Here is a 25,312-nt window from a genome sequence, read left to right as displayed (position 1 = left end):
TAAGGAGTTTGACGGACCATGGCAACAGATCCTAAATCAAAAGGCAAAAAGCTAAATAAAGAGCAGGAAAGAGAAAAAAAGCGTCAAGCTTTAGATGAAGCCACGAAGCAGAAGCCTGCGAAAGCATCGTCCAAAAAGCAGGAATCGGGAGCAAAAGAGAAAGCTCCGAAAAAAGGACGGCGGCGAGTCCTGCCGATATGGCTGCGTATCATTCTTGTCCTTCTTTTCAGTGCGGCTGCCTTACTGATTGGATTGATGGTCGGATATGGAGTTATTGGTGATGGGAACCCGACAGACGCGCTTGAAATGGATACATGGCGCCACATTTGGGATATCGTTACGAAAACAGAATAATCTTTAGCTTGTACTTCATTTTATGATATAAGCCTATTCAATATGCAGAACACGAGTCGTTACGGCTCGTGTTCTTTTTGGTTACATTTGTGATTATTTGAACACAAAGCCTGGCATCTGTTTTTCCTTTCTCGGTACCAGGTACAGTAGAGGGGGAGTGGTGTACACGGTACCTATTTGCAGAATGCCGTACCTGTCACCAGACTATCTGTGCATGGTACCAGGTACGAATATTTCTCTTCTCGTACCGGTTAAGCGAAGCATCGAATGTTTTCAAGCTATGGATTAGGGAATTACATCCGTACAGAGAACAAAGCAGCGGGGAGGGATCATAATCATGAAGACAGATGTATTCATTGCAGGCGGTGGCGTAGGAGGGCTTGCTCTTGCGGCGAAGCTGGCGAGCCGTGGTGTTCACGTGGTCATAGCGGAACAGCTGAAAAGAGAATCTCCTGTATATAAAGGTGAACTTTTGCAACCGAAGACTTTGGCTATTCTTGAAAGGTTAGGCGTATTGGACGAAGTGGAAGAGAACGGTCATGTTATCGACCAGTTGCGTTTTCAGGAAGTTCATCGCAACCGCGGCAGTACTCCTGAAGAGATCAACCTGACAGAGTTGAGTTACAGCCGTGTGGCAAGCATTTACGATCACGCGTTGATGGTTCCGCATGAAAAAACAAAAGAGATTCTCAGGAATAAGGGGAAGGAGTTTGATGAATTTTTTCATTACCTCCCCGGCGCAAGGTTCATGGGGTTTGAAAAAGGGATGGCAAAAGTGAAGCGCAAGAAGGAGACATTCTACGTCCAGGCTCAAGTGTACATAGGGGCAGAGGGGCGGAGCTCACCGACGCGTGATGCGATGAATGTCCACGTTAAAAGAAAAGACTACAATCATCATTTTCTGACTGTGACTATTCCCCGGCCAGAATCATTCACAAAAGGGAAGATCATTACGACATCCAGTTGTTTTCTAGGGTTATTCCCTCTGCCTGATAATGAAGTACGGACCGTATTCTTAATCAAAGCGGGAGAGTATAAAAGAATCCAGGAAAAAGGTTTGGAGTCCCTCTATCAAGCTTACAGTGAACTTGAACCTGAGCTTGCAGAAGGGGTGCGGACCATTGAAGATTGGAAAACGGTCCAACTGATGATTCCGTTTACGTATCATGTCGATCGCTATTATTCCGGTAATTTAGCGATCATAGGGGACGCTGCGCACACCGTTCACCCCATGGCCGGAGAAGGGATGAACCTTGCCATTCAGGATGCTGATGTTTTAGGTGAGCTTCTGGCTTGGTGTAAGGAAGAGGGGAAAAACTACACGTATTACCTTCATTATTATGAAGATATTCGCAGACCCCGTGTAGAATTTTTACTCAACTTGAGTCATTTATCCGCTCTTGTGTATTCATTCCAATACGAATGGTGGAGGAAGTTCCGAATGAAAGCCGTCCAGAGAATCTATGATGATGACCAACTCCACGTCAAACAAATGTTGAACATATCAGGACTGGGAAAATGGGATTTCACTTTGGTGGACAGAGCCGTCCAAGGCAGTATGCTTCCACCGAGACAAAAAAGGGTATCAGATCAAAAACAGCGTCAGTATCTCTTTTCTGAAGCAGAAGATTATCCTTGGAAAAGAAACGAGAAAGGAAGGATATCATGAATGAATGGGTAACAGCGATGCAGGCAAGGAAATGGATGAAAAAGAACGAATCATTCTTACCAAGCTGGCACGCTTATGTGGGATCAGAACTCGGTCTTTTTGATGAATTCAGAACAGCACGGACGGTTGAAGCGATCAGTGAGAAAACGGGCTACCCTTATGACCTGCTCAGCTCCTGGGTTAAGGTGGGAGTGGCGGTCAAGCACATGAAGAAACGCCCGAACAACCGCTATCGAACATCAAAGAGAAAATGCGCAAGCTTGATGGGAGATGACCAATCACCTGGAGTCAAAGCCTTGCTGAAAGAAATGATGGAACTACACCTGCCGACATTGTTGAACTATCCAGACATCATGAAATCCCATGAACGGGCGGAATTCAATCATGAGCGCCATGGAGAAGTGGTAGCAGAAACGTCCGCTCTCCTTGAGCATTTTGCCATTAAGAAAATTAAGCGGATGATCAAAGATAAACAAGTGACTTCTGTCGTTGATTTAGGTTGCGGACATGGAGGTTATTTAAGGAAGCTCGCCATGGAATATCCACACCTGGAGATGATCGGGGTAGATATCAATCAGAAGGTCATTGAAAAAGCGCGTACCTTATCAGAAGGTTATCCGAACATCAGCTTCGAAGTCGGGGATATTAATGAGTGGAAACCACGTGAAGGTGAGAATGTGGATGTTGTTTTACTGCATAACATCTTTCATTATATCCATCCGGCAGACCGCAGGGATCTATTGAACCATCTCCACACCTACGTGAAAAACCAAGGGCTGATATCTGTAATTACACCGATCAATGAAACGGAACATGGAGAAGCATTCTCTTCAGCATTTAACAGCTTCTTTGTCGCTCACTCCAACCTTTTTGCTTTGCCAAACAAAGGAGAATTGAAAGAGATCTCTCAAAACTGCAAATATGAACTGTTCGACCTTGATCCAATTATTAAAGAGGGATCGTGGTACACGTTTTGGTTGACCCCTACGAGTCCGGTAAGGGAAATGAAACATACGCAGATGGCGGGAAGTAGTGAACAAACACTTTCTACAAGCACTTCCTCTACAAATGAACTGACACGCAGCTCATAAATAAAAACCGCTATGGACGCGTCCATAGCGGTTTATTTACATTGACTATAATCGCCCACGGCCTTGCACAAGACGGACAATGAGTACAACGAGGGCTACCACAAGCAAAATATGAATCAAGTTTCCTGCAATACCCCCGAGTAAGCCTAATAGCCATAGAACGAGGATAATAATTAAAATCGTCCAAAGCATCGCAGCGGCCTCCTTTTTTGTAATAAGTAAACTTACTAGTATATTTTCCCTTAAGTGCATATTTAAAACGGACCCTCAGAAAAAACTTTGTCCCTGGCTTGTGCTTCTTTTATAATGAAAGCATGGAATAGGAAAGGAGTCAGATTATGCTGGACATACAACAAATCAAAGAAATTATCCCACACCGTTATCCCTTTCTACTAATTGACCAAGTAGAAGAGATTGTAGAAGGCGAGCGCGCGGTCGGATACAAGAATGTAACAATGAATGAGCCGTTTTTCCAGGGGCACTTCCCTGATTACCCTGTCATGCCAGGAGTCCTGATTACAGAAGCCCTCGCCCAAATGGGTGCGGTCGCTATGTTGAAAAAGGAAGAAAACCAAGGGAAGCTGGCCTTTTTCACAGGAATCGACAAATGCCGTTTCAAGCGCCAAGTAAAGCCTGGTGACCGTTTGAAATTGGAAGTGGAAATCGTCCGTTTGAAAGGTCCTGTAGGAAAAGGAAAAGCAACAGCCTCTGTCGATGGAGAAGTCGCATGTGAAGCGGAAATCATGTTTGCTTTGAAATAACTAAGAAAAAGAATGCAGCCGCCGCTGCGTTCTTTTTTAGTATATGGCAGGATTGTGGAAGACTCAGTTTCGATACTTTTGTTGAGTGGATGGGGGCTGCGGGGAATGGCTCGCTTTCCGCGGGAGCGCGGTGAGCCTCCTCGAGCTTCGCTCTGCGGGGTCTCACCAAGCACTTTTTTCCTCTTAGATATCCGGTTCCGGCGCCTAGCGGCTAGTGAGACTTCCCTCGCTTCTGTACGATAAGTCAACATCGAATCACTCCGTTCTTCGTGTTTCCTTTATCTCCTCCAGCTCAGTCCAGTCCATACGCCGCTGATCGAGGCGCCTGCACACTTAAGGTAGGAGTCTCGCCATTCCCCTCCGCCCCTTTGCCATTTATGTATCTCGAAACCACTTCTCGGAAACTCTGCTGGTATGCTCAAGCGAAGTGGATCATATAATACTCTCCCCAGTGTGAATCCGAATGTGAAAGCTTGGTATAGAGCGTTTTATACCTACTTCTAAGTGGGGTGGGAGCCGCCCCAGTGGGTAAAGGGGATCGTTTCTCACATGCATCGAATGGGGTTGTTGGGAAGCTGCGAGACTCCCGTGGGAGAAGGAGATAGACGAGATCCCCCAGGACGAAGTCCGAGGAAGCTCGGCGCTCCCCCACAGGAAAGCGAGTGGCTTCCCAACCACCCCTGACACCAAATACGGCAAACGAACCCCGGTTATCACCAAACTGAGTCTTCCAGAAAAGGGAGCGTTACTGGAATAAGGGGATAGATGAAAAAATTTTAGTATATATGGATGAACTTACAGGATATGGACATACTAGTTTGGGAAATCATTAAAAGGAGGAAACATCGATGAAAGCATTACTTATGAAACTTTTGGTCGCGTTTTTTGCCGTATCCCTACTAGGAGCTTGTGCTTCTGAAGAAGAGCCTCAAGAAGAAGAGAACAACATGGAAGAAGAAGAAAATATGGAAGAAGGAAACAACAACGAAGAGGACAACATGGATGACGCTACGGAAGATGAAGGCGACATAAACGAAGAAGAAAAAGAACAAGATGATATGACTGACGGCGAAAATGGCGGAAATGGTGAAGACGGCCAAGACGGCATGACAGATGATGGTGCCACAACAGACGAAGAAAATAATAACGAATAAAAGAAAGCCGCCCTCTCAGCGGCTTTTTTTCATGGACAGAAAGGTGGCAATGGCAACCATACATATTCCTCCAATTGTAAAAACAGGGATGAAGAAATCCACAATGCTTAATGGTTGGAGGAGGTAGAGCCCTATGCCTACCATAAATAAAGTGAAACCGCTCAACGCTAATCCTTTCCCTATTGACATCACCCTCTTAAAGAGGAGCCAGTAGGAAAGTTTCCTACCAGCTCTAACTTTTTTATCCCTTTAAATCAATCCGGTTGCCGAGATCAGGGTGAGGAGCGGATTGGTTAAGCATTTCAACCATTTGGTTCCCCTTTTCTTCTGCATCCCCTTTTACTTTATCCATCAAAGCTAGACTGGATTGTTGCTTCAGGCTTGTTGTACTCATAGCCATTGATATTGCTGCGATGTCCATCTTATCCCTCCTTTTCTTATACCATCGGTTGGTTCTTCATAAACTCAAGCGAGAGAGGGGACGAACTATATCTTAGTCCGGATCTTTGAAAACCTTTGGAAAACGTTAGAATCTTATGTAGAATGGAAGTAGAAATATTCATAAAAACTTTACAATCAGGAGTTTTCAGGTTTCTCATGTGTGGAATAAGCGAATAGAGGTGATTATTGATGAAATACAGAACGGCAAGCGACCTGAAAGATTTGATCTTGGAAGACCATGAAAAAGTGGTGAACCGAATTCCACTGGAAAAATTGGATGTGTATCTCTATCTTCATACCGTCTTTCAAGATACTTATGTACCGGACGATACGCTCTATCAATTCATCTTTCGGCACTTCTTCCGCCTCGACAATCCAAGTCTGACGAAGGAGTTTGAAACGTACTATTTCAAACTGATGGAAGAACAACGTGGATATGAACGCCCGAACATCGTCCACATTACGAAAAGCCTTTATGAGGTGAAAAATCACAAAGGAAACCCGACGATGCAATTTCCATTAGCTGCTTCTATGCTGCATACCATTAATCCGAGTTTCCCAACGTACGATAGTGATATTGTCAAAGCATTCGACTACTCATCCACGTATCATTTATCAGGCTTTGATAAAAAGATGAAGCGTTATATCGGACAGTATCAACATACATTCCGGACTTATGAAGAACTACTGGAAGATGAAGCACTAGAACCAGTTTTCGCCCACTTTGATGAACGTTTTCCGGGCTATGAGCTCCCGAAGGTCAAAAAGTTGGACTTGATCGTCGCCCAGCTCGGTAATAATCTGCAATAATACGAAGAAGCTGAACCTGATCCAAGAGGTTCAGCTTTTTTGTGCACTTTTTTATCCCGTTGATTTAATAACTAACTATTCATAACCGGTACGAGGTGCATGTCGGTCGGTACCAGGTACAGCTTTTTATCCTGCCGTACCTGGTACCGGAAAAAGCAATGGAGGGGCCAGGTATGAAAACGAATCACTTCCAAAATTAGTCACAATTTTGTCATTTTCGTAGGAATACTACAAGTTGCATTACAAATCGCGATTTAGTAACATTAATCGTAATTATGACTACATGGTCAGTGCGTTTGAATAGGGTATCCTCTCATCGATTGAGGGGGAAAATAGAGAAGAAAAAGAAGATAAGTCCGGGAGATTTACGGGAGTCTGATATGGAGAGGAAGTCTTAGATGAAACGGTTGATTTTCATGTTCATGGTGCTCTTCTTTGTAACCGCTTGTAATCAGGAAGAAGCCAATGAAGAAATAGAGGAGCGGATCACGCCGGTCAAAGTGGAGTCCGTGAAAAAAGAAGATTTTGTCGTGGAACGTAAACTGGTGGCCCGTGCGACCGCTGCTGATACTTCACCTGTCCTGCCTGAAACCCCAGGAGAATTGGCGACCTTGAACGTTGCGAAAGGGGACAGAATAGAAGAAGGTGAAACAGTGGCCGTCGTCCGTCCAGGAGGCAATGCAGATAATCAGGTAGAATTGCAGCAAATCGCCCTGCGTCAAGCACAAACGCAGCTTGAAAATGCTCAGGTATCAAAAGAGCAAGCGGCACAGGGTGTTGAAAATGCGAAGGAGCAGGTCGACCTTGCTAAGCAGGCCTCGCAATCGGAGGCAAGTCAAACCGCTCAGGCAGCGGAAGCAGCGAAGCAACAATACGAACAAGCCAAGCAACTGGCTGATGAAACGAAAAAATTGGCCGATGAAGGGACCATTCCTGATGCGCTCTATCAACAAGCGAAGAACCGTGCTGATCAAGCGTATGCTCAATACCAGCAGTTAAATGGACAGCAGCCTCAGTCTTCGTCTGCAGTAGCGCAAGCAGAGGCGCAAGTCGATCAAGCAGAACAACAATTGGAGCAGGCGCGTGTAGCCGTTGAGCAGGCCGAGCTTCAGGTAGAACAAGCCAATGTTCAATTAAACCAGGCGCAGGAACAAGCCGAAAATGAAGCGATCCCTGCACCTACTTCCGGCGAAGTGTCGACATTGAATGCTAGTGAAGGGGATATGGTAAGCAACCAACAGCCACTTGCCACCATCGTCAGTCTGGATCCCATGACGATCACAGCTTCTGTCACCGCCGATCAACTCTCTCTTTTTGAAAAAGGAGCGGAGCTCACCGTCGATCTTCCTTCTTTGGAAGAACAGGTATCATCAACCATCAGCTACGTCTCTTCCGTTCCTGATGATACTGGACTTTACCCGGTCGAAGCAACGGTGAGTAATGGAGATGAAAAGATTAAACCGGGAATGATGGCGACTTTCTTACTTCCAGAAAATGTTGTGGAAAATACACTCATTGTCCCGACAGATAGTCTGGTAGAACAGAATGATGAAACCTTCGTCTATCAGGTTGTCGATGAAAAAGCAGTCCAGGTTCTTGTTTCAGTTTTAGAATCTCAGTCGGACTTTACAGCGGTGTCCGGAAACCTTCCTGAAGATGCGACGGTGATTACAACAGGGCAACTGACCCTGTCAGACGGGGATCAAGTCACCATCATGGAGGAGGATTCCTGATGAAGCTTGTAAACCTTTCCGTCAAAAGACCAGTCGGAGTCATTATGATCGTTGCTGCGATACTTGGTCTGGGATTTGTATCTCTAAGAAGTTTGACCATTGATTTATATCCGGAAATTGACTTGCCGATCGCAGTGGTATCGACTTCCTATGAAGGAGCAGCACCACAGGAGGTCGAAAAACTCGTCAGCAGGCCAGTGGAGTCTTCCGTCAGTAGTATTGAAGGACTCGAGGTGCTCCAGTCTCAATCACAGGCTGGGGCCTCGCTCGTTCTTATGCAGTTCAATACAGGGGTGAATCTTGACAGCACGCTCTTACAAGTCAGGGAAAACGTTGATCAGGTGACAGGGCTTTTACCAGAAGGGGCGTCAGATCCAAGTGTGCTCCGTTTTGATCCGCAACAGCTTCCAATCATGACGGTCGGCCTTTCAGGAGATACGCCGGATGAGCTACAAAAAGTAGCAGAAAACCGGCTGGTTCCTTTTCTTGAACGGCAGGAAGGAGTCGCCTCTGTCAGCATTGAAGGCGGACAGACGAAAGAAGTGCAAGTTCTCGTCGATCGCGCCCAAATGGCTACATACGGCTTGGATTCCCAAACGTTGATTCAGGCGCTGAATGCAGCCAATCAATCAGCCTCAGCAGGAACCATCGAGAAAGGGCAGAAGGATCTGCAAATTCGGATTGATGGAGAATTCACCTCTGTGGAAGATGTGAGAAACACAAGGATTCAATCTCCTTCAGGGGCACAAGTGACGCTTGATCAAATTGCTGAAGTGAACGATACACTTACCAATTCCAACACCATCAGCAAGGTCAATGGTTCGTCTTCTGTCGTACTTTCCATTTTGAAGAAGACAGATGCGAACACCGTTGAAACCGCCGATAACGTGAGGGAAGCGATGGATGAGCTGGAAGCCGATCTTCCTGAAGGTGTTGGCACAAGCATTGTTTTAGATACATCAGAATTTATTAAGATATCGATCAACAGCGTTGTATTGAACATCATCCTCGGCGGTATTTTTTCCGTCTTGATTCTGCTGTTGTTTTTGAAAAGTGTACGCGCGACGCTCGTCATCGGGTTGTCGATACCGATTGCAATCATATCGACATTTACTTTAATGTACTTCACCGGTGAAACATTGAACGTGCTGACGATGGGGGGACTCGCCCTCGGGATTGGAATGATGGTGGACAGTTCTATCGTCATTTTAGAAAACATCGTCAGCTACCGTCAGCGAGGATATTCGATGGTCGAAGCGGCTAAACAAGGGGCGTCAGAACTTGCCCCCGCTGTTGTAGCCTCAGCGACAACGACACTCGTCGTCTTTTTACCGATTATCTTCGTAGAAGGCATTGCATCTGAATTGTTCACACCGCTTGCGTTGACGATCATGTTTGCGCTCATTGCTTCCTTAGCGGTTTCTGTGACTTTGATTCCTATGCTGTCTTCGAAACTGTTAACAAAATCTTTGAAAGAAGAAGGACGCCGGTACTGGTTTAACCGCTTTTTAGAAAAAGTGAATGATGGCTACCGCTCGATTTTAAGGTGGGTATTGAAATTCAGAAAAACGACCATTGCGATTACATCTGCACTTATCGCAGGGAGTGTAGCCCTCATTCCATTGATTGGAACAGAATTCATTCCCCCTTCCGATCAAGGGCAGGTGGAAGTGCGAGTGAACATGCCTGAAGGGACATCTCTTGAGGAAACGGAAGCTCTCACAGAAGAAATTGACACAGAGATTGAGAACTATAGTGAAATCATAGATGTCAGCTACCTTTCTATTGGCGGAGGTTCGATGGGAAGCATAGGGAACGGCTCGTCTGACTTTGCTTCCTATACGATTCAGCTTGTCGAACCTTCACAGCGGGAAAAAACGACCCAAACCGTCATGGAGGAAATGAGTGAATCCCTCTCCAACATTCCAGGTGCTGAAATAGAAGTGAGTGAATTAGATGCTGGTCTCGGAACGGGTGCACCATTGCAAGTGCAAATCAATGGTGGAGAATATGAAGTATTGGACGAGCTTGCTGGCCAAGTCGCTTATTTGATGAATGAAATTGACGGGGTGCAAAATGCTACGTCATCGACGGATGAAGGACGCCCTGAAATGCAGATTGAAGTGGACCAGGATAAAGCGGCCCAATACGGCCTGACTGAGCAACAAGTGATCAGCCAGGTACAGCTCGGTTTCAATGGTCAGGTAGCGACGCGATATCGAAATGGAACAGATGAAATCGATGTGCGTTTTATCCTTCCGGAAGATGAGCGCCAGACGATTGCAGATTTAGAAGGAATGTCGGTCCAAGCACCGAATGGGTCACTCATTCCACTCGCCACCATTGCGGAGTTGAACCAAGTTCAGGGACCTGTGTCTTTGCTCCGTCAAAACCAACAGCCGCAAGTGAATGTGGAAGCGGAGATTTCTAATATTGATCTAGGGACGGCAACAGAAGAAGTGCGGACAGAGTTGGAGCGTCTGAATTTTCCTGACGGCTACTCCTACACCATAGGAGGACAGGCGCAGGATATGCAGGAAGCTTTTGGCGACTTGTCTCTTGCCTTGATTTTTTCGATTTTCCTTGTCTATGCCGTCATGGCGATTCAATTTGAGAACTTCTTGTTCCCATTTATCATCATGTTTTCTTTACCGGCAACCATTATCGGAATTTCAGGCGGTTTATTTGTGACCGGCCTTCCATTCAGCTTGCCGGCCTTTGTCGGAATCATTATGCTGGCAGGGATTGTCGTCAACAACGCCATCGTGCTTGTCGATTACATCAACATCCTGAGACGGAAGTCGTACGATCGTTATGAAGCCATATTAGAGGCGGGACCTAACCGCCTTCGTCCTATCCTGATGACGACCTTGACGACAGTACTCGGTATGGTCCCATTAGCGATCGGAATTGGACGAGGCGCTGAAGCACAACAACCTCTAGCGGTTACCATCATTTTCGGCTTGACCGTATCGAGCTTTTTCACGCTTGTACTCATCCCTGTCGTTTACACATACTTTGACGACCTATCCAACAAAATCACCGGCTTCTTCCGAAAAAGAGCCGAAAAAGAATAACTTACATTTTTTGGTGTACCAGGTCATCCAAATATTGGATGACCTGGTACACCATTTTTTTACATATCAACAATTCAATGGGTGCCAGGCACTCAAAAGCATTGGTAAAAGGAAACCAATCAATTAAAGCAAAATAAAAAAGCCTCCATTACGGAGACTTCGTTTCCATTGAATTATTCTGAACATCCTTAAGTGAATCCCCAAGCTTTGCAATGATCTCTTTTAGTTGATCTGGATATTCAAACACGTGTACACCACACGTCATATGCTGCTCTTCCGTTTTCATCCAAATGAGTCGCCCTTCAGCTGTAAATGTCTTATTTTCATAAATGAAGGTGAGGAACAACTCATCTTTCATAGACAATCCAGGTTGAGAATCACAAGAAAAACGTAATCCGTTCATACTGATGTCTTTCACTTCCATAGGACCTGACAAATGACTGCTGAACTTCTTGTTGTAAAAACCCGGGAGAGGTGTTTCGAATGGATACCGAAAGGGTTCATGTCTGCGTTCATTCATGCTTACATCCCTCTTCCTAAACTAGGATGGTTTTATCATATCCTCTCAAGGATGAACGTTCAATAATTTTAGCTATATAACTTCGAAAAAACTCAATCTTCCTCACTTTCACGTCTGTCCACCTTAATCAAATCCCATGTAGTCACAATTCCCATCGGCAGGTCATCAGGGCTTCCCGTTTCGGTCAAAATAACAGCCTTCAGTTTCCGGTTTTCATTTAAACTTCTCTCAAACCGTTCTTCCAGGTCAAATACAGTAGCACCCGCTTTTAAAAATTCTACACTACGATTCTTTTCAACGGGGAGGACGTCTGAAGCGCAAATGTTCTCAAGGACGATTCTTTCATTTTTATGATTTTGAGACAACCAACGGACGATGCCGTCATTGGTTAGTAACCCTGAAAAAGCCCGTTCTTTTGTGTAGATAGGGAACTGAGAGATCCCGTGCTGGTCGAACGCTTCCATCACGTGACTGAGCGCTGTATCTTCTTTGAAAAAGAGGACGGGACGAGTGGCGAATTCCAGGGCTTCGGGCGGTTGGTCAAGCGTTCGTTTAATTCGTTTCAATGCGTTTACGACATCCTCATGAGGGGTGGCGATAAAGTAATCCCCACTGATCCGTTCATGAACGATCGCATTTCGAAGTTTCGCATACTGCTTCAACTGGTCAAAGTGGATACGGATGACGCTATGCTTCAGTTTGGAACGCTGAAGAAGCTCCACGAAATTATCATTTTTCGGGAAGCCATTCAGTTCTTTCAAATGTTGATGGATCTGGTTGAATGTAATTTCAAACTGCTCCACAATGTCATTCATCTTGTTCACCTTTTCCTAAGGATTATCACTCGTTTTTACAGTTAGTGTGTGAATCCTAGACGAAAGTGATTCATTTTAACCATAATTCGATTTATGAATTACCCAAAGGTTTATTTAACTATAGCTCCCTATTCTTGAAGACTCAGTTTCGAGACTTTTGTTGAAGTGGATGGGGGCGGAGGGGAATAGCTCGCTTTCCGCTGGAGCGCGGTGAGTCTCCTCGGACTGCGTCCTGCGGGGTCTCACCAAGCACTTTTTTCCTCTTAGTTATCCGGTTCCGGCGCCTAGCGGCTAGTGAGACTTCCCTCGCTTCTGTACGATAAGTCAACATCGAATCACTCCGTTCTTCGTGTTTCCTTTATCTCCGCCAGCTCAGTCCAGTCCATACGCCGCTGATCGAGGCTCCTGCACACTTAAGATAGGAGTCTCGCCATTCCCCTCCGCCCCTTTGCCATATAATTATCTCGAAACCACTTCCAGAATAAAGCTGCTTCATGCACATCGAATTTGGAAGGAATCAATGACTAAAGTAGCTATTCTGCATATGGAAAGCTTGTTATAGAGCGTTTTTTCCTATACCAACAGAGTAGTGGAAGACAGCCTCTCTCGTTAATGGGGTTCTTTTCTCACCTATATCGAATGGGGTGGTTGGGAAGCTGCGAGACTCCCGTGGGAGAAAGGAGATAGGCGAGATCCCGCAGGACGAAGTCCGAGGAAGCTTGCCACTCCCCCACAGGAAAGCGAGTAGCTTCCCAGCCACCCCTAACGCTCAACACGGCAAACGAACCCCGAAACATCTCGAAATCAAGTCTTCCACAATCCTGCCATATACATGAAAAAAGCTAAAAAACGTTCGTTAAAATAAAACTTTCACTAAATAATTTGTATGATTGTACGATAATAAAAGATAGGGAATAGGAAGTATACACATAGAGGAAACGAAAGCATACATAGGACTCCGTATTGATTTTCGTGCTTTAAATAGAACGGTTGTTCAATCTGTGCTATACTCATATCAACAGGAAAGAAGGTGAGATCATGATCGGTGAACGCATTCAAAAAATTCGTAAAGACCGACATATGTCGCTATCTGAATTAGCCGAAAGGGCGGGAGTCGCAAAATCTTACTTGAGTTCGATTGAGCGGAATATCCAGACCAATCCTTCCATTCAGTTCTTGACTAAAATATCCCAGGAACTAGACGTTTCGATCAACTTTTTACTCCACGGAGAAAACGAACCTCAAGATGAAACGCTGGACAAAGATTGGATGAATTTGGTTCAGGAAGCGATGAATTCAGGGATCTCTAAAGAACAATTCCGTGAATATCTGGAGTTTAATAAATGGAGAATCCACCAGAATAAATAAAAGCCTGACTCTTTTTTTTAAGAGGTCAGGCTTTTCTCTTTTTCTTCCGGGAAACTCTGCTGGCTGCTGAATAATTTGTAGACGGTGACAAAAAGGAAGCCACCTAAAACAGCCCCGATCAGTACATCTGAAAAATAATGATGACCAAGATATACTCTTGAAACTAGAATGACGAATCCAAGAAAGATCCCCGCCCATTTCAGTCTGCTTCCAATTATCCACAGCAAGGCGATAAAGATGCCGACAAATAATGCTTGCTCACTGGGAAAAGAGGCACTCGCTTCTTTTTCGATCAATGGTGTGACCTCTTCAAGGGCTACGAAAGGTCTTTCCCTTGGCGCGATCCAGCGAATGGTCCTGCTAATGACTAACCCCATCACAGATGCAGCAATGGCCGTAAGTCCGAGCTTCCGCGTCGTTTTGAACAATGCCAACAAAAGGAATAAAGCGATCATCGCTTTGTATCCCCATGTGGAAAAGAAGATCATGAGTGCATCCACCCATTCGGCTTCAGAAAAATTATAAATCCATGATACGAATGCTTTTTCCATTTGTTTCTCCTTACATAAAGAAGGAGCGTGAAGAAATCACGCCCTTCCGTTTATTTATTCAATTGAGGGAACTTCTCTTTTAAGTAATTCATACTGATTTCCAAGCTTTCTAAAGGTGTGCGGCGGCTTTCATCCTGCTCGACGATCCAATACTTTACCCCGGCTTTCTCACCAAGAACAAACACCGTGTCTAAATCAACGCCGCCTGTCCCGAGCTCAGCGAAATATTGTTCTTCATCAAGGGTCATGTCCTTCAAATGAATCAATGGCGTACGTCCCTGGTAGCGGTCGATCCACGCAGAAGGTTGATCGCCTGCTTTTTGAAGCCAGTAGATATCGAATTCCGCCTGAACCTGGTTCTCATCGGTTTCCTCAAGGATCGCGTCCAGTGGCTTTCTTCCATCCGGCAGCGGCTCCAATTCGAAGTCATGATTATGATAGCACAAAGTAAGACCATGCTGACGGCATTCATCACCGATTTTTTTCAAATCCTCAATTAACTGCACATAGTCCGCTTCATTTCGATTCTCGATGTACGGACAGACGACATATTGGCTTCCAATCGTTTTTTGATCCTCGATGACCTGCGGAAGATTGTTTTTTAGTTCATCCAGCGGGACGTGGCTGGAAGCAGCTTTTAAACCAAGTTCATCTAATAAGCGTTTGACCTCGAGAGCTGTCATGTCACCAAAACCGGCAAACTCGACGGCATCAAAGCCTAAATCGGCTACTTTCCTTAACGTTCCAGCAAAGTCTGCGGCGGTTTCATTTCGTAAAGTATAAAGCTGTACTGCGATAGGTATAGGTGTATTCATATTGATCCCTTTCCTTTCATCCTCATTGCATTTAATTTTCTACTCTTATCAAAATTAGATTTCCATTGTCGAATTCCCTTCCGAAAACGAAAAATAACCAGAAGAAAGTAGAAAAAGAACAACCAAAGGTAGGGGACAAAGGGCATTTTGCTGATTTTGAAAGTGTCTGGGTACCGCGTAAGATAACGCTATAGCCAAACAATCAAAGGTGGGATACGAATGGGTTGGAAAGAGACGATGCAGGAAATGAATGAAGTTCACAGCGTTTGCTGGATGTGTAAAAAAGAGCTTCGTGAGTATGAAGTGTGTACGGTTACAGATGGAGCGACTCTTGAGATTGACTTTTGCTTTGAATGTTACGGGAAGCATGGGAGTGATGTAGGTTTGTCCGAAAAAGACACATTCCAAATGTTCTAGAATAGGATATCAGAAGAAAAGGTGAGGTGAATAGGAATGCCCGTATCTGTCGTCTTCAATCAAATCGCTGTCAACTCCATTACTGAAAATGGAATCATATCCACAGGGCAGAACAATCAACCCGATTGGTCCTGGCAAGGGAAGAACAATAATGCTGCAGGAATTCCCGTCGGTTTTTTCATTGCGACCAACAATGTGAATACGATTATTGATAATGATGTTAATGATACACCGATCGTTAACCCTACCGTCAGCAACCCTCAACCAAACGTCCAATATTAGGGGGGCTTCTGATCGATATTCAATTTGACTCCATCTATGTCAATCACATGACGAATAACTCCGGCATATTTGTCGGTCCGAACACCCAAACCCATTGGGAAGCGCAGGAAAAGCAAAATGCTGCCCTTGGTACAGTCGTAGGGGACGGAAACATCATTTCTTATAATGTGAATGTGATTCATGATAACGATGAAATCGATATGCCGATAACGAAAATGGCACGTCCATCCAAAAAGGAGAATGGAGCCGATCAATCTTCAGGATGATCCTCCATTTTCTTTTCCATGAGTTTTTGTACCCACTCTGGAATTTCCTGGCCGTTTTCTTGGGACATCAGGTCAAGAATGGCTGAGTCACTTAAAATGGAACGTACCCCTTCGAGGGTATTGCCATCTCCATAGACGTTCCCAAAGCCCTGGTTATGTTTTTGATAACTCTCAAAACCTGTCGGGATATTGTTTCCCATATTCAAACAGGAGGCATTTTCAATCGTTCCAATCCTTATGTTCCCTATGAAAAAGTAAGGAGACAGACCGGCCATATTAGGAATCCTCCTTTGATTTGAAGCTGAACTTCAATCCATTGTCCGTTCGGCTCAATTCAGGACGTGAAGAGTTTTTCGGTTTGACGTTCACACCGAAATTGTTTCCCATATTAAGGGCTCCGCTCAATTCGTCGATATCTAATTGATCCAACTGGAACGTCAATTGTTCAAGGTTGGGGTCATGGATATCGACTTGGTCAAAATGAATATGGTATTCCACATGCTTCCCCTGCATTCCTTGGATCACTTGTTTTAATTCATGAATCTCTTTTACAAGATGATCGATATCCGCTTGCTTGTCACGACGTTTTTTAAACAACATATCGTCTACACTCTTTTAGAAGGCCGTTTGATGACTAGATGTTTATTATGCTGGAGGGTGTTGTTATGACCAATGATTTTCCCGTTTCCCTCCCATCTCTGTTCCACGGCCTTAAATCCGGACTGGAGGTTGGTTCCTGAAAAGATTCCAGATGCATCACTGATTTGGTCAACGGACAAATTCCTAAATTGAATGTGACTCATATCATCACCTCCTATGACTAATGTATGAAAGGAAAAGATAAGCATGAAAGACATTATGAATTGGTTCAATCCTTTGGGCAAAGAGAGTTCTTTTCTTCCTGATGATTTGATGGATATGGGGAAAATGAATGATTTCGTGCAAAAGTCGATTCAGGATGCTCTGACACCAAAAGATCGACAAAAACCAAGCCATCCGAGCAGTGATTATAGAGTGATGGAGCTGATGAAGGAAGTTGTTGTTACCATCCCTGTTCCTTACGAAGTGGATGTAGAAGCGATAAGATTGAGTGTTGGAAGCGGGAAACTGTTTGTTAGCGGGATATGGGCTGAAAGGATGGAGATTGCGCTGCCTGCTCAGACCAGCAGAAGAAATGGGTATGCACAGTACCAGGACGGGGCCATCGAAGTTCGTTTACAAAAAAAGAGCTCTGATGAAAAAGAGATCTTTTTGCATTATTGATGATCCTCTAATTCAATGGGAATATCCTTGTTTTTGTGGCGTTTAAAAATGGTGACGATCAACAGGCCTTCTTTGTAGGCGGTCACGATATCTTCTGCAGTAAAATGAAAGGGCACTGGGATCACACGTTTGAAGCTCCCTTTCAAACGTTCGTTATGGATTAAATCTCCTTCCGCTACGGGGTAATCGGGAGTAATCTCCCCCCGGATAATCATGGACGTGCCTTCCTGGGTCAGATAGACCGGGTCGTTCTTTGTTAAACCTGGCAGTTCAATCACAAGGACAGCCTGATCTTCCGTTTCAAAAAAATCATAAGAAGGACCGCGTTTTGGAATAACATGATGCATGTCGTTCCAGAAATCTTCTCCTAACACCTTCTCCACATTTTCTGAAAAAGCCTCCCAATTGATCGGACCGTTCTTTTTCTTCATTTCTTTCACCTCACTCTTACAAAGTATGTGGAATCGCGTATGTTCATGACATGACACATAAAAGACGGAAAAAACGAATCTATGTAAACGCTGTCTATTTGGAGAATTATTTGAAAAATAGTGTTGTGTTTGGAAGACCCCCGTGTTATGATTTACTCAACTTCATTAATCAATGAATTTTGTGCAAACGTATTCACATCTTAATCAAAAGCATTTTTATAACTCATTGTTGGACAAGCGGATGAGTTTTTTAACTACCATTTGCGCAAACGTATGCGCACATGTTGCACAAGTTAGAAAACTCTTTTCTTAGATGTGATATGTAAGCGGATTCAACGATTAATAAATTAATAGGGGTGGATCAGATGAAAAGAAACAAATTTTATTCTGGGATTGCGACAGCATTGTTGGCGTCTACTGTAGCTCTTACTGGTTGTTCATTTGGATCAGACGACAGCAGCAGTTCAGACGACAATGCTTCAGGCGATGCCGTTACCGTCGATGTCTTTCAGTTTAAAGTAGAGTTCAAGGACCAGTTTGAAGAGCTTGTCTCTATGTATGAAGAAGAAAACCCAGACGTGAACATCAACGTGAAAACCGTCGGTGGAGGAAACGACTATGGGGCTTCATTGAAGACTTCTTTCTCTTCTGGAGAAGAGCCTGACATTTTCAACGTTGGTGGACCGACAGATGTCGATGAGTATGAGCAGTACTTAGCAGACCTTTCTGATACAGATGCAGCAAACGCAGCACTTGAAGGGACGCTTTCCGGCGTATCCCGTAATGACCAAGTATTAGGACTTCCTTTCAACCAGGAAGGATACGGTCTTCTTTATAACAAAAAAGTTTTTGAAGAAGCAGGAATCAATGCTGAAGAAATCACAACGTTTGAAGCTCTAGAAGAAGCTGTTCAAACGTTGGAAGATCAAAAAGGCGAGCTTGGAATCGATGCACCATTTGCCTTCCCGGCTAAAGAGAAGTGGGTCATCGGTAACCACTTAGCCAATGCGTATATTGCAGATGAATTCAACAATGACATCATGGAAGCTTATGAAGCGGACACGATTGAGTTTCAGATGGGTGACCAAATGAAACGTTTCGTAGACCTTCAAAATGAGTACTCTGTTCAGCCAACACTTAGCCTTGATTATTCTCAACAAGTTGAAGAAAACTTCTCTCTTGGAAAAGTTGCGATGATTCAGCAAGGAAACTGGGTATATAACACGATTGAATCCATGGATCCTGAATTTGCTGAAAATAACGTCGGCCTTCTTCCAATCCCTGTAGAAGGTTACGAAGGCAGCATCCCTGTTGGTGTACCAAACTACTGGGTTGTGAACAAAGAGTCTGAAGATGAAGTCGTACAAGCAAGTAAGGATTTCTTGGACTGGATGTACACATCTGATCAAGGTAAGAAATTCGTAACGGAAGAATTCAAGTTCATTCCGGCATACGAAGGATATGAAGATCAGGAAATCGCAGATCCGATTTCTCAGGAAATCTATGAGTATGCGAACGAAGGCAACACACTTGGATGGGTTTTCCTTGGAGCGCCGACTGGCTGGACTGAGGACGCATTCGGAGTAGCTGTACAAGAATACCTTGCTGGAGATATCAGCTGGGAAGAAGTAGAACAAAGAGCAACGCAAGCTTGGGAAGATGCTCGTCAATAATTAGTAGAATTGGAACCAGTAAGGGCTTGCAGCCCTTACTGGTACTATAAAAGATCCCCTCTATTAGGATATTTAAATAGGTAAGTATGTTAATAGATGGGATGTTTTATCCAATCATATGAGATCGATATCATAACGCGCGGTTTGTGCCGCTTAAAGCATTGGAGGAGTAATACATGCAGAATCGAAGTTTATCTTTCTGGCTGTTCCTGACGCCGGTGATCATGGGTCTTGGTATAGTCGTCGTCATTCCTTTCTTATATGGTCTCTTCTATTCCTTCACGGATTGGAACGGGATTACAGCAAATGCATTCATAGGTTTTGAGAATTACATTAACCTTTTCCAAGAAAGTGAATTCATGGATTCGATTTGGTTTACGGTTAAATTCGCCGTTGTAACCGTCATCCTCTTGAACATCATGGGCCTCGGACTGGCTCTTCTTGTTACTCGTAACATCAAGTCAGGCAACCTTCTGCGTACTGTATTCTTTATGCCGAACTTGATCGGCGGTCTGATTTTAGGATTCATCTGGCAGTTCATCTTCATCAGCGTTTTTGGAGATATTGCCGGTCTTACTGGAATTGAAGGATTGAACGGTTGGTTGTCTACGACGAACACTGGTTTCTGGGGTCTAGTCATCCTGACCGCATGGCAGATGGCTGGGTATATTATGATCATTTACATTGCTTACCTTGAAAACATTCCGAAAGAGTTGATCGAAGCAGCGAAAATCGACGGAGCAAGCAGCTTCCAACGCTTCAAAAACATCACGTTCCCGCTCGTTGCACCGGCCTTTACGGTCAGTATGTTCTTGACGCTTTCCATGGCCTTCAAGATCTATGACCAAAACTTGTCCCTGACAAACGGCGGACCATTCAACTCGACGCAAATGGTTGCGATGGAAATTGTTCGTACCGCGTTCTCTGATAATCAAATGGCTTACGCTCAGGCCAAAGCCGTTATCTTTTTCTTGATTGTTGCTGTTATTGCATTGACGCAAGTGTATTACAACAAGAAACGGGAGGTTGAGATGTAATGAAAAAGAATAAAGAAAAACGGAATTTAATCTCCATTGAAATTCTCGGCCTTCTGCTTGGTCTCATCTGGATTGCGCCCTTCTACTTGATGATTGTCAATGCGTTTAAAACAAAGCGTGACATCTTCTCAGGCGTTTTAGGTTTTCCGGAAGAAGTTGTATTCTCAAACTTTGTAGAAGCATTCATTGATTTGGCATTCTTGAAGTCACTGTTCAACTCTGTCTTGATTACAGGCTTGAGTATCGCCATCATCATCCTGTTCTCTTCTATGGCCGGATATGCCTTAGCAAGGAACAAAAGTAAACTCAGCGGCATCATCTTCTTCATCTTCGTTGCTGCAATGTTGATTCCGTTCCAGTCCGTTATGATTCCACTCGTCTCTATTTTCGGACAGGCGGACATGCTGAACGCTGGTGGATTGATCTTCATGTACCTTGGTTTCGGTTGTAGTTTGTCGATCTTCCTTTACCACGGAGCGATGACAGGGATTTCGAAGTCCATGGACGAAGCGGCCATCATCGATGGAGCGAACCGTTTCCAAACGTTCTGGTACATCATTTTCCCATTGTTGAAGCCGATTTCCGTAACCGTAGCGATCTTGAACGTCATTTGGATCTGGAACGACTATCTCCTTCCATCTCTTGTATTGAGTGAGTCCAATGCAACGATTCCATTGAAGATGTTCTACTTCTTCGGTCAATACACGAAACAATGGCACCTGGCACTTGCAGGTCTGACCATCGCAATCCTGCCAGTCATCGTCGGCTACTTCTTTGCTCAGAAACAAATCATTAACGGCGTATCCGAAGGAGCCGTTAAATAAGGTAGGAAAATGAAAGATAAATAGAGGAAAGGAGTCGATGGGCGTGTCTGTCACGATTAAAGATGTGGCGAGAGTTGCGAATGTCGCTCCTTCTACGGTATCCAGAGTCATCTCCGATAGTCCGCGTATCAGCGAACGGACAAAACGGAAAGTGAGAAAAGTGATGGAGGAACTGGGGTATCACATTAACTACAACGGTCGCGTCCTTGTCAGTCAATCGACACAGACAATCGGCATTGTAACCAAAGTTTCTACCGTTCATTCTTTCGATAACCCCTTTTTCTCAGAATTGTTGAGGGGAATCAGCGATGCATGTCATGAAGAGGATTACAGCATTTATTTGACGACAGGCAACACGGAAGAAGCGATCTTCAAAGAGGTTGTCAAAATGGTGCAGGGGAAGCGGGTCGATGGTGTCATCGTCTTGTACTCCCGTGAAGATGACAAGGTCGTTCCGTATCTAAGGGATTGCAATTTTCCTTTCGTGATGGTCGGAAAACCTGTGAATCGGGCAGGTGAAACGATGTTTGTAGATAATGACAACATCCTCGCAAGTAAAGAAGTGACGGATTATTTGATTCAACTGGGTCATGAGAGGATCGGCTTTATCGGAGGGGATTCTCATTTTGAAGTAGCCAGGGACCGTTTAGAAGGATTTCGACAAGCTTTGGCGAATGGTCATTTAGAGGAAGACAAGAATTTACAGAAAAATATTCAATCGGGACTGGCGGATGCCGATCAAGTGGTGGAGGAACTGCTTCAGGTAAAGGACCCGCCGACGGGCCTTGTCATCACCGATGATTATAATGCATTGACCGTCATGAGAGCTTTAACCTCCAAAGGTTTGAAGCTGCCGGAGGATATGAGCATCGTCGGGTTCAACAACACGATGATTGCCCGTTTATCAAATCCCGCACTAACAACAGTAGATACACAGTCGTTTCAATTGGGTCATGAATCAGCCAGGAGCTTAATTGATTTATTGAACCGTCCGGACATGATCAAAAAAAGTGTGATCATCCCGACGGTCATCGTAGAACGGGATTCCTGTCACCCAAGGAAAACGATCAAACAAAAAGATTAATTTTTTTCTCAGAAAGAAAGCGCTTATTTTACAGAAAAGGGGAATGAACATGAACGTACTAGTATGGAATGAAAACCGTCACGAAAAAGAAAACCAGGTCGTTGCTGATATTTATCCAGAGGGCATTCATAGTGCAATCGCTGATTTTCTTGGGGAAGATCATGAGAATGTGAAAACAGCGACATTGGATGAGGAAGAGCATGGATTGACCGATGAAGTACTTGCAGAAACGGATGTACTCGTTTGGTGGGGACACAAAGCCCATGATGAAGTGCAGGATGAAATCGCTGAAAAAGTTAAGCAGCGAGTGCTCGAAGGCATGGGACTGGTCGTTCTTCACTCTGCCCACTTTTCTAAGCCGTTCAAAAAGTTGATGGGCACGTCCTGTGACTTGAAATGGCGTGAAGCGGATGAGAAAGAACGCATCTGGGTCGTCGATCCAAGCCACCCGATCACGGAAGGCATCGGCGAGTTCATTGAAATTGAAAAAGAAGAAATGTATGGCGAACATTTTGATATCCCTACACCTGAAGAATTGATTTTCGTCAGCTGGTTTGAAGGTGGAGAGGTGTTCCGTAGTGGGGCTACTTTCCGTCGTGGCAGAGGAAAGGTCTTTTACTTCCGTCCGGGACATGAAACGTACCCGACCTATTACAACAAAGAAGTACAAACCGTCATCCGTAATGGTGTGAAATGGGCGAACAATACAGAAACGCCGACACCTGTTTACGGTAATGCTCAACCTTTAGAAGAAATTTCAACTAAATCATAAAGGAGCTTTTAACTATGACACAATTGAAAATTGCTGTAATTGGATGCGGAAGTATTGCTCAAAATCGTCACCTTCCGGAATATGTTGCAAATGAAAATGTTGAAGTCACAGCCGTATGTGACATCGTTGAAGAACGCGCGAGAGAAGTAGCGCAATTGCACGGTGCGATTCTTTACACAGACTATGAAGAGCTATTACAGAAAGAAGAAGTGGACGCGGTGAGTGTTTGCCTGCCGAACTATTTGCATGCACCAGTCTCCATTGCTGCACTGAATGCCGGTGCTCATGTCCTTTGTGAAAAGCCGATGGCAACGTCCAAAGAAGAAGCAGAAAAAATGATTCAAGCGGCTGAGAAAAACGGAAAGAAATTGATGATCGCTCACAACCAACGTTTTGTTCCCTCTCACGTGAAAGCGAAAGAACTGATTGAATCAGGAGCCATTGGAAAAGTGTACAGCTTCCGTACGGCTTTCGGTCACGGTGGACCGGAAGGATGGAGTGCAGAAGGGGAAGACAGCTGGTTCTTCAAAAAAGATCAGGCGTTCATCGGTGCCATGGGTGACTTGGGAGTACATAAGGCAGACTTGCTCCGCTACATCCTTGGCGAAGAATTCGTCGATGTGGCAGGTTTTGTCGAGAACAATGCGAAGAAAGACATTACGGTTGATGATAATGCTGTCTGTATTCTACGTTCTCAATCCGGTGTCGTCGGAACGATGGCAGCGAGCTGGGCCTACAATCCGAACGAAGACAACTCAACAGTGATCTACGGGGAAAAAGGAACACTTCGCCTTGAAGACGATCCAGAATACTCCTTGATCGCTCAATACACGAATGGCGATATCGTCAATTATCAGCTTGGAAAAATTCAATCCAATGAAGAAGGCGGACAAAGCAATTCTCATGTCATCGACCACTTCGTTGATAGCATTGTGAATGATACCGAGCCGCTCATCACTGGCGAAGAAGGTATGAAATCACTGGAAGTCATCCTCGGTGCCCTCCGCTCAGGCGAAACGAGACAAATCAGCAGCCTGGAGAAAATCACGAAATGACTCGCTTAAAAATGGGAATCATCGGAGTAGGGGGAATTGCCCAAGGACGGCATATTCCCTCTTTCCTTGATTTAAAAGACAAAGTGGAGCTTACGGCTGTCCAGGATGTGAATGAAGAACGAGCGGAAGAAGTAGCCGAAGCCCATCAGATTCCCTATATTTTCAAAGAGTATAAAGATATGTTCTCAAAAGTTGATGCGGTCACAATCTGTACGCCGAACAAGTTCCATGCAGAGATTTCCATTGCCGCCCTTGAAGCTGGTGTGCACGTGTTGTGTGAAAAGCCAATGGCGATTACGACAGAAGAATGCGAAGCGATGATGGAAGCGGCGGAGAAGAATGACCGTCTTTTATCGATTGCTTATCATTACCGGTACACACCGGAAGCGCAGCTGGCGAAAAAAGCGATCCTAAATAATGAAATTGGCGATCCTCTTGTTACAAGAGTCCAGGCCATGCGGCGCCGGAAAGTCCCAGGCTGGGGTGTATTCACGAATAAAGATTTGCAAGGCGGCGGCAGTTTGATTGATTTTGGCTGTCACTTGCTTGACCTTGCGCTTTGGCTTCTGGATGATCCGAAACCTGTAGAGGTGATGGGACGCACCTACGATCGATTGAGTAAAACTCCGGGACAGGTGAACGACTGGGGCGCGTTCGATCATGAATCGTTCAACGTTGATGATCATGTGACGAGTTACATTACGTTCGAAAACGGAGAGTCGCTTCAGTTTGAGTGTTCATGGGCGGCTAATATCAAGGAAGACCACACGTCGCTTTCGATTTCTGGTGTCGACGGTGGCCTCAGTGTTTATCCATTTGAACTCTATCAAGCCAAATACGGGGCGCTGCTCGATAGTACAGCGAAAATCCGTGAAGGCGAACCGACCCCTGGTCTCGCACAGGCAGAAAATTTTATCGACAGCTGCTTAGGGAATGACGAATTAGTCGTGAAGCCGGAACAGGCGTTGAAAGTAACGAAGCTGATGGAAGCGATCTATCAAAGTAGTGAAGCAGGAACGAGTGTGAAACTATAAACCTAGCAGGAGGAG

The 25,312-nt window shown here is 44.7% G+C and carries 30 protein-coding genes; 20 read left to right on the top strand and 10 right to left on the bottom strand.

The features are described 5' to 3' along the window. Positions 1-18: 18 nt before the first annotated feature. The 3 genes from ACJA3J_RS19190 to ACJA3J_RS19180 all read left to right on the top strand — a co-directional run bounded on the left by ACJA3J_RS19190 (position 19) and on the right by ACJA3J_RS19180 (position 3,114). Complete coding sequence (locus ACJA3J_RS19190; protein WP_089652047.1) at positions 19-354, top strand: DNA-directed RNA polymerase subunit beta; 336 nt, start codon at positions 19-21, stop codon at positions 352-354. Positions 355-691: 337 nt separating this feature from the next. Then, a complete protein-coding gene (locus tag ACJA3J_RS19185; protein WP_406945026.1) occupies positions 692-2,023 on the top strand; it encodes an FAD-dependent oxidoreductase in 1,332 nt (443 codons plus the stop codon). Then, entirely contained in the window at positions 2,020-3,114 is a 1,095-nt protein-coding gene (locus ACJA3J_RS19180; RefSeq protein WP_115893384.1) for a class I SAM-dependent methyltransferase, read from the top strand. The genes ACJA3J_RS19185 and ACJA3J_RS19180 overlap by 4 nt, the downstream gene beginning before the upstream one ends. 45 nt (positions 3,115-3,159) lie before the next feature. Here ACJA3J_RS19180 and ACJA3J_RS19175 read toward each other — a convergent pair whose 3' ends face one another. Continuing rightward, positions 3,160-3,306: a lmo0937 family membrane protein gene (locus ACJA3J_RS19175; RefSeq protein ID WP_115823967.1), complete on the bottom strand. Its 147-nt coding sequence runs from the start codon at positions 3,304-3,306 to the stop codon at positions 3,160-3,162. 146 nt (positions 3,307-3,452) lie between these two features. Between ACJA3J_RS19175 and fabZ the strand changes: the two genes are divergently transcribed. Next, a complete protein-coding gene (gene fabZ / locus ACJA3J_RS19170) occupies positions 3,453-3,875 on the top strand; it encodes a 3-hydroxyacyl-ACP dehydratase FabZ (RefSeq protein WP_089652044.1) in 423 nt (140 codons plus the stop codon). Between the two features lie 848 nt (positions 3,876-4,723). Further along, a complete protein-coding gene (locus tag ACJA3J_RS19165; RefSeq protein WP_406945025.1) occupies positions 4,724-5,029 on the top strand; it encodes a hypothetical protein in 306 nt (101 codons plus the stop codon). A gap of 241 nt (positions 5,030-5,270) precedes the next feature. Here the strand turns inward: ACJA3J_RS19165 and ACJA3J_RS19160 are convergent, their stop codons facing one another. Continuing rightward, positions 5,271-5,450, bottom strand: a complete 180-nt coding sequence (locus ACJA3J_RS19160; protein WP_089652042.1) for a YjfB family protein — start codon at positions 5,448-5,450, stop codon at positions 5,271-5,273. 209 nt (positions 5,451-5,659) lie between these two features. Between ACJA3J_RS19160 and ACJA3J_RS19155 the strand changes: the two genes are divergently transcribed. The 3 genes from ACJA3J_RS19155 (at position 5,660) to ACJA3J_RS19145 (ending at position 11,090) form a co-directional block, all read left to right on the top strand. Continuing rightward, positions 5,660-6,280 carry a hypothetical protein gene (locus ACJA3J_RS19155; protein ID WP_406945024.1) on the top strand — a complete coding sequence of 207 codons (621 nt, stop codon included), beginning with the start codon at positions 5,660-5,662 and terminating at the stop codon, positions 6,278-6,280. 398 nt (positions 6,281-6,678) lie between these two features. Then, complete coding sequence (locus tag ACJA3J_RS19150) at positions 6,679-8,013, top strand: efflux RND transporter periplasmic adaptor subunit (RefSeq protein ID WP_406945023.1); 1,335 nt, start codon at positions 6,679-6,681, stop codon at positions 8,011-8,013. Further along, positions 8,013-11,090 carry an efflux RND transporter permease subunit gene (locus ACJA3J_RS19145; protein ID WP_406945022.1) on the top strand — a complete coding sequence of 1,026 codons (3,078 nt, stop codon included), beginning with the start codon at positions 8,013-8,015 and terminating at the stop codon, positions 11,088-11,090. Before ACJA3J_RS19150 ends, ACJA3J_RS19145 begins: the two co-directional genes overlap by 1 nt. A 148-nt stretch (positions 11,091-11,238) precedes the next feature. Here the strand turns inward: ACJA3J_RS19145 and ACJA3J_RS19140 are convergent, their stop codons facing one another. After that, the gene (locus ACJA3J_RS19140; protein WP_406945021.1) at positions 11,239-11,610 is read right to left on the bottom strand and encodes a PilZ domain-containing protein; all 372 of its coding nucleotides are present in this window, start codon (positions 11,608-11,610) and stop codon (positions 11,239-11,241) included. A 92-nt stretch (positions 11,611-11,702) separates the two neighbouring features. Beyond that, complete coding sequence (locus ACJA3J_RS19135; protein ID WP_406945020.1) at positions 11,703-12,425, bottom strand: CBS domain-containing protein; 723 nt, start codon at positions 12,423-12,425, stop codon at positions 11,703-11,705. Between the two features lie 1,038 nt (positions 12,426-13,463). Here ACJA3J_RS19135 and ACJA3J_RS19130 point away from each other — a divergent pair. After that, positions 13,464-13,793: a DNA-binding anti-repressor SinI gene (locus ACJA3J_RS19130; protein ID WP_089652036.1), complete on the top strand. Its 330-nt coding sequence runs from the start codon at positions 13,464-13,466 to the stop codon at positions 13,791-13,793. Between the two features lie 17 nt (positions 13,794-13,810). Here ACJA3J_RS19130 and ACJA3J_RS19125 read toward each other — a convergent pair whose 3' ends face one another. Together ACJA3J_RS19125 and ACJA3J_RS19120 are read right to left on the bottom strand one after the other, a co-directional pair. Next, positions 13,811-14,344, bottom strand: coding sequence for a phosphatase PAP2 family protein (locus tag ACJA3J_RS19125; RefSeq protein ID WP_406945019.1), 534 nt, complete (start codon positions 14,342-14,344; stop codon positions 13,811-13,813). Positions 14,345-14,394: 50 nt separating this feature from the next. Further along, positions 14,395-15,159: a sugar phosphate isomerase/epimerase gene (locus tag ACJA3J_RS19120; RefSeq protein ID WP_089652034.1), complete on the bottom strand. Its 765-nt coding sequence runs from the start codon at positions 15,157-15,159 to the stop codon at positions 14,395-14,397. Positions 15,160-15,378: 219 nt separating this feature from the next. Between ACJA3J_RS19120 and ACJA3J_RS19115 the strand changes: the two genes are divergently transcribed. Genes ACJA3J_RS19115 through ACJA3J_RS19105 form a run of 3 tightly spaced genes read left to right on the top strand, consistent with a single transcriptional unit; the run spans position 15,379 to position 16,124 of the window. Continuing rightward, the gene (locus ACJA3J_RS19115; RefSeq protein ID WP_406945018.1) at positions 15,379-15,576 is read left to right on the top strand and encodes a hypothetical protein; all 198 of its coding nucleotides are present in this window, start codon (positions 15,379-15,381) and stop codon (positions 15,574-15,576) included. A gap of 36 nt (positions 15,577-15,612) precedes the next feature. After that, positions 15,613-15,858 (top strand): hypothetical protein, encoded by a 246-nt coding sequence (locus tag ACJA3J_RS19110; protein ID WP_089652032.1) that lies wholly within the window; start codon positions 15,613-15,615, stop codon positions 15,856-15,858. A 47-nt stretch (positions 15,859-15,905) separates the two neighbouring features. Next, positions 15,906-16,124, top strand: coding sequence for a hypothetical protein (locus ACJA3J_RS19105; RefSeq protein WP_089652031.1), 219 nt, complete (start codon positions 15,906-15,908; stop codon positions 16,122-16,124). On the opposite strand, the gene ACJA3J_RS19100 is transcribed toward ACJA3J_RS19105, so the two are convergent. The 3 genes from ACJA3J_RS19100 to ACJA3J_RS19090 are packed head-to-tail and all read right to left on the bottom strand — an operon-like array spanning position 16,109 to position 16,927. Further along, positions 16,109-16,399: a hypothetical protein gene (locus ACJA3J_RS19100; protein WP_406945017.1), complete on the bottom strand. Its 291-nt coding sequence runs from the start codon at positions 16,397-16,399 to the stop codon at positions 16,109-16,111. The two genes, ACJA3J_RS19105 and ACJA3J_RS19100, sit on opposite strands and share 16 nt — an antisense overlap. 1 nt (position 16,400) lies before the next feature. Further along, positions 16,401-16,724, bottom strand: a complete 324-nt coding sequence (locus tag ACJA3J_RS19095) for a hypothetical protein (RefSeq protein WP_089652029.1) — start codon at positions 16,722-16,724, stop codon at positions 16,401-16,403. A gap of 5 nt (positions 16,725-16,729) precedes the next feature. Beyond that, positions 16,730-16,927 (bottom strand): hypothetical protein, encoded by a 198-nt coding sequence (locus ACJA3J_RS19090; protein ID WP_406945016.1) that lies wholly within the window; start codon positions 16,925-16,927, stop codon positions 16,730-16,732. Positions 16,928-16,970: 43 nt separating this feature from the next. Here ACJA3J_RS19090 and ACJA3J_RS19085 point away from each other — a divergent pair, with 43 nt between their 5' ends. Next, positions 16,971-17,387, top strand: a complete 417-nt coding sequence (locus ACJA3J_RS19085; RefSeq protein ID WP_406945015.1) for a hypothetical protein — start codon at positions 16,971-16,973, stop codon at positions 17,385-17,387. On the opposite strand, the gene ACJA3J_RS19080 is transcribed toward ACJA3J_RS19085, so the two are convergent. After that, positions 17,381-17,818: an Hsp20/alpha crystallin family protein gene (locus ACJA3J_RS19080; RefSeq protein ID WP_115893376.1), complete on the bottom strand. Its 438-nt coding sequence runs from the start codon at positions 17,816-17,818 to the stop codon at positions 17,381-17,383. The genes ACJA3J_RS19085 and ACJA3J_RS19080 overlap by 7 nt on opposite strands. 365 nt (positions 17,819-18,183) lie before the next feature. Here ACJA3J_RS19080 and ACJA3J_RS19075 point away from each other — a divergent pair, with 365 nt between their 5' ends. From ACJA3J_RS19075 to ACJA3J_RS19045, 7 genes are all read left to right on the top strand, one after another. Continuing rightward, entirely contained in the window at positions 18,184-19,491 is a 1,308-nt protein-coding gene (locus ACJA3J_RS19075) for an ABC transporter substrate-binding protein (protein ID WP_089652025.1), read from the top strand. A 176-nt stretch (positions 19,492-19,667) separates the two neighbouring features. Next, entirely contained in the window at positions 19,668-20,528 is an 861-nt protein-coding gene (locus ACJA3J_RS19070) for a carbohydrate ABC transporter permease (protein WP_089652024.1), read from the top strand. After that, positions 20,528-21,352, top strand: a complete 825-nt coding sequence (locus ACJA3J_RS19065) for a carbohydrate ABC transporter permease (protein WP_089652023.1) — start codon at positions 20,528-20,530, stop codon at positions 21,350-21,352. Before ACJA3J_RS19070 ends, ACJA3J_RS19065 begins: the two co-directional genes overlap by 1 nt. Before the next feature lie 43 nt (positions 21,353-21,395). Then, the gene (locus tag ACJA3J_RS19060; protein WP_089652022.1) at positions 21,396-22,436 is read left to right on the top strand and encodes a LacI family DNA-binding transcriptional regulator; all 1,041 of its coding nucleotides are present in this window, start codon (positions 21,396-21,398) and stop codon (positions 22,434-22,436) included. 49 nt (positions 22,437-22,485) lie between these two features. Beyond that, positions 22,486-23,208, top strand: coding sequence for a ThuA domain-containing protein (locus tag ACJA3J_RS19055; RefSeq protein WP_089652021.1), 723 nt, complete (start codon positions 22,486-22,488; stop codon positions 23,206-23,208). A 14-nt stretch (positions 23,209-23,222) separates the two neighbouring features. Next, on the top strand, positions 23,223-24,263 hold the full coding sequence (locus ACJA3J_RS19050; RefSeq protein ID WP_406945014.1) for a Gfo/Idh/MocA family protein: 1,041 nt from the start codon (positions 23,223-23,225) through the stop codon (positions 24,261-24,263). Further along, a complete protein-coding gene (locus tag ACJA3J_RS19045) occupies positions 24,260-25,297 on the top strand; it encodes a Gfo/Idh/MocA family protein (RefSeq protein WP_406945013.1) in 1,038 nt (345 codons plus the stop codon). The genes ACJA3J_RS19050 and ACJA3J_RS19045 overlap by 4 nt, the downstream gene beginning before the upstream one ends. Positions 25,298-25,312 lie beyond the last annotated feature (15 nt).

This window comes from Halobacillus sp. SY10 (assembly GCF_045401165.1).
GTDB lineage: Bacteria > Bacillota > Bacilli > Bacillales > Halobacillaceae > Halobacillus > Halobacillus aidingensis.
This window is presented reverse-complemented; position numbering and strand designations above follow the sequence as displayed.

Coding starts and splice junctions, on each gene's coding strand:
- ACJA3J_RS19190 (WP_089652047.1), top strand. CDS start 19: ATGGCAACAGATCCTAAATCAAAAGGCAAAAAGCTAAATAAAGAGCAG.
- ACJA3J_RS19185 (WP_406945026.1), top strand. CDS start 692: ATGAAGACAGATGTATTCATTGCAGGCGGTGGCGTAGGAGGGCTTGCT.
- ACJA3J_RS19180 (WP_115893384.1), top strand. CDS start 2,020: ATGAATGAATGGGTAACAGCGATGCAGGCAAGGAAATGGATGAAAAAG.
- ACJA3J_RS19175 (WP_115823967.1), bottom strand. CDS start 3,306: ATGCTTTGGACGATTTTAATTATTATCCTCGTTCTATGGCTATTAGGC.
- fabZ (WP_089652044.1), top strand. CDS start 3,453: ATGCTGGACATACAACAAATCAAAGAAATTATCCCACACCGTTATCCC.
- ACJA3J_RS19165 (WP_406945025.1), top strand. CDS start 4,724: ATGAAAGCATTACTTATGAAACTTTTGGTCGCGTTTTTTGCCGTATCC.
- ACJA3J_RS19160 (WP_089652042.1), bottom strand. CDS start 5,450: ATGGACATCGCAGCAATATCAATGGCTATGAGTACAACAAGCCTGAAG.
- ACJA3J_RS19155 (WP_406945024.1), top strand. CDS start 5,660: ATGAAATACAGAACGGCAAGCGACCTGAAAGATTTGATCTTGGAAGAC.
- ACJA3J_RS19150 (WP_406945023.1), top strand. CDS start 6,679: ATGAAACGGTTGATTTTCATGTTCATGGTGCTCTTCTTTGTAACCGCT.
- ACJA3J_RS19145 (WP_406945022.1), top strand. CDS start 8,013: ATGAAGCTTGTAAACCTTTCCGTCAAAAGACCAGTCGGAGTCATTATG.
- ACJA3J_RS19140 (WP_406945021.1), bottom strand. CDS start 11,610: ATGAATGAACGCAGACATGAACCCTTTCGGTATCCATTCGAAACACCT.
- ACJA3J_RS19135 (WP_406945020.1), bottom strand. CDS start 12,425: ATGAATGACATTGTGGAGCAGTTTGAAATTACATTCAACCAGATCCAT.
- ACJA3J_RS19130 (WP_089652036.1), top strand. CDS start 13,464: ATGATCGGTGAACGCATTCAAAAAATTCGTAAAGACCGACATATGTCG.
- ACJA3J_RS19125 (WP_406945019.1), bottom strand. CDS start 14,344: ATGGAAAAAGCATTCGTATCATGGATTTATAATTTTTCTGAAGCCGAA.
- ACJA3J_RS19120 (WP_089652034.1), bottom strand. CDS start 15,159: ATGAATACACCTATACCTATCGCAGTACAGCTTTATACTTTACGAAAT.
- ACJA3J_RS19115 (WP_406945018.1), top strand. CDS start 15,379: ATGGGTTGGAAAGAGACGATGCAGGAAATGAATGAAGTTCACAGCGTT.
- ACJA3J_RS19110 (WP_089652032.1), top strand. CDS start 15,613: ATGCCCGTATCTGTCGTCTTCAATCAAATCGCTGTCAACTCCATTACT.
- ACJA3J_RS19105 (WP_089652031.1), top strand. CDS start 15,906: ATGACGAATAACTCCGGCATATTTGTCGGTCCGAACACCCAAACCCAT.
- ACJA3J_RS19100 (WP_406945017.1), bottom strand. CDS start 16,399: ATGGCCGGTCTGTCTCCTTACTTTTTCATAGGGAACATAAGGATTGGA.
- ACJA3J_RS19095 (WP_089652029.1), bottom strand. CDS start 16,724: ATGTTGTTTAAAAAACGTCGTGACAAGCAAGCGGATATCGATCATCTT.
- ACJA3J_RS19090 (WP_406945016.1), bottom strand. CDS start 16,927: ATGAGTCACATTCAATTTAGGAATTTGTCCGTTGACCAAATCAGTGAT.
- ACJA3J_RS19085 (WP_406945015.1), top strand. CDS start 16,971: ATGAAAGACATTATGAATTGGTTCAATCCTTTGGGCAAAGAGAGTTCT.
- ACJA3J_RS19080 (WP_115893376.1), bottom strand. CDS start 17,818: ATGAAGAAAAAGAACGGTCCGATCAATTGGGAGGCTTTTTCAGAAAAT.
- ACJA3J_RS19075 (WP_089652025.1), top strand. CDS start 18,184: ATGAAAAGAAACAAATTTTATTCTGGGATTGCGACAGCATTGTTGGCG.
- ACJA3J_RS19070 (WP_089652024.1), top strand. CDS start 19,668: ATGCAGAATCGAAGTTTATCTTTCTGGCTGTTCCTGACGCCGGTGATC.
- ACJA3J_RS19065 (WP_089652023.1), top strand. CDS start 20,528: ATGAAAAAGAATAAAGAAAAACGGAATTTAATCTCCATTGAAATTCTC.
- ACJA3J_RS19055 (WP_089652021.1), top strand. CDS start 22,486: ATGAACGTACTAGTATGGAATGAAAACCGTCACGAAAAAGAAAACCAG.
- ACJA3J_RS19050 (WP_406945014.1), top strand. CDS start 23,223: ATGACACAATTGAAAATTGCTGTAATTGGATGCGGAAGTATTGCTCAA.
- ACJA3J_RS19045 (WP_406945013.1), top strand. CDS start 24,260: ATGACTCGCTTAAAAATGGGAATCATCGGAGTAGGGGGAATTGCCCAA.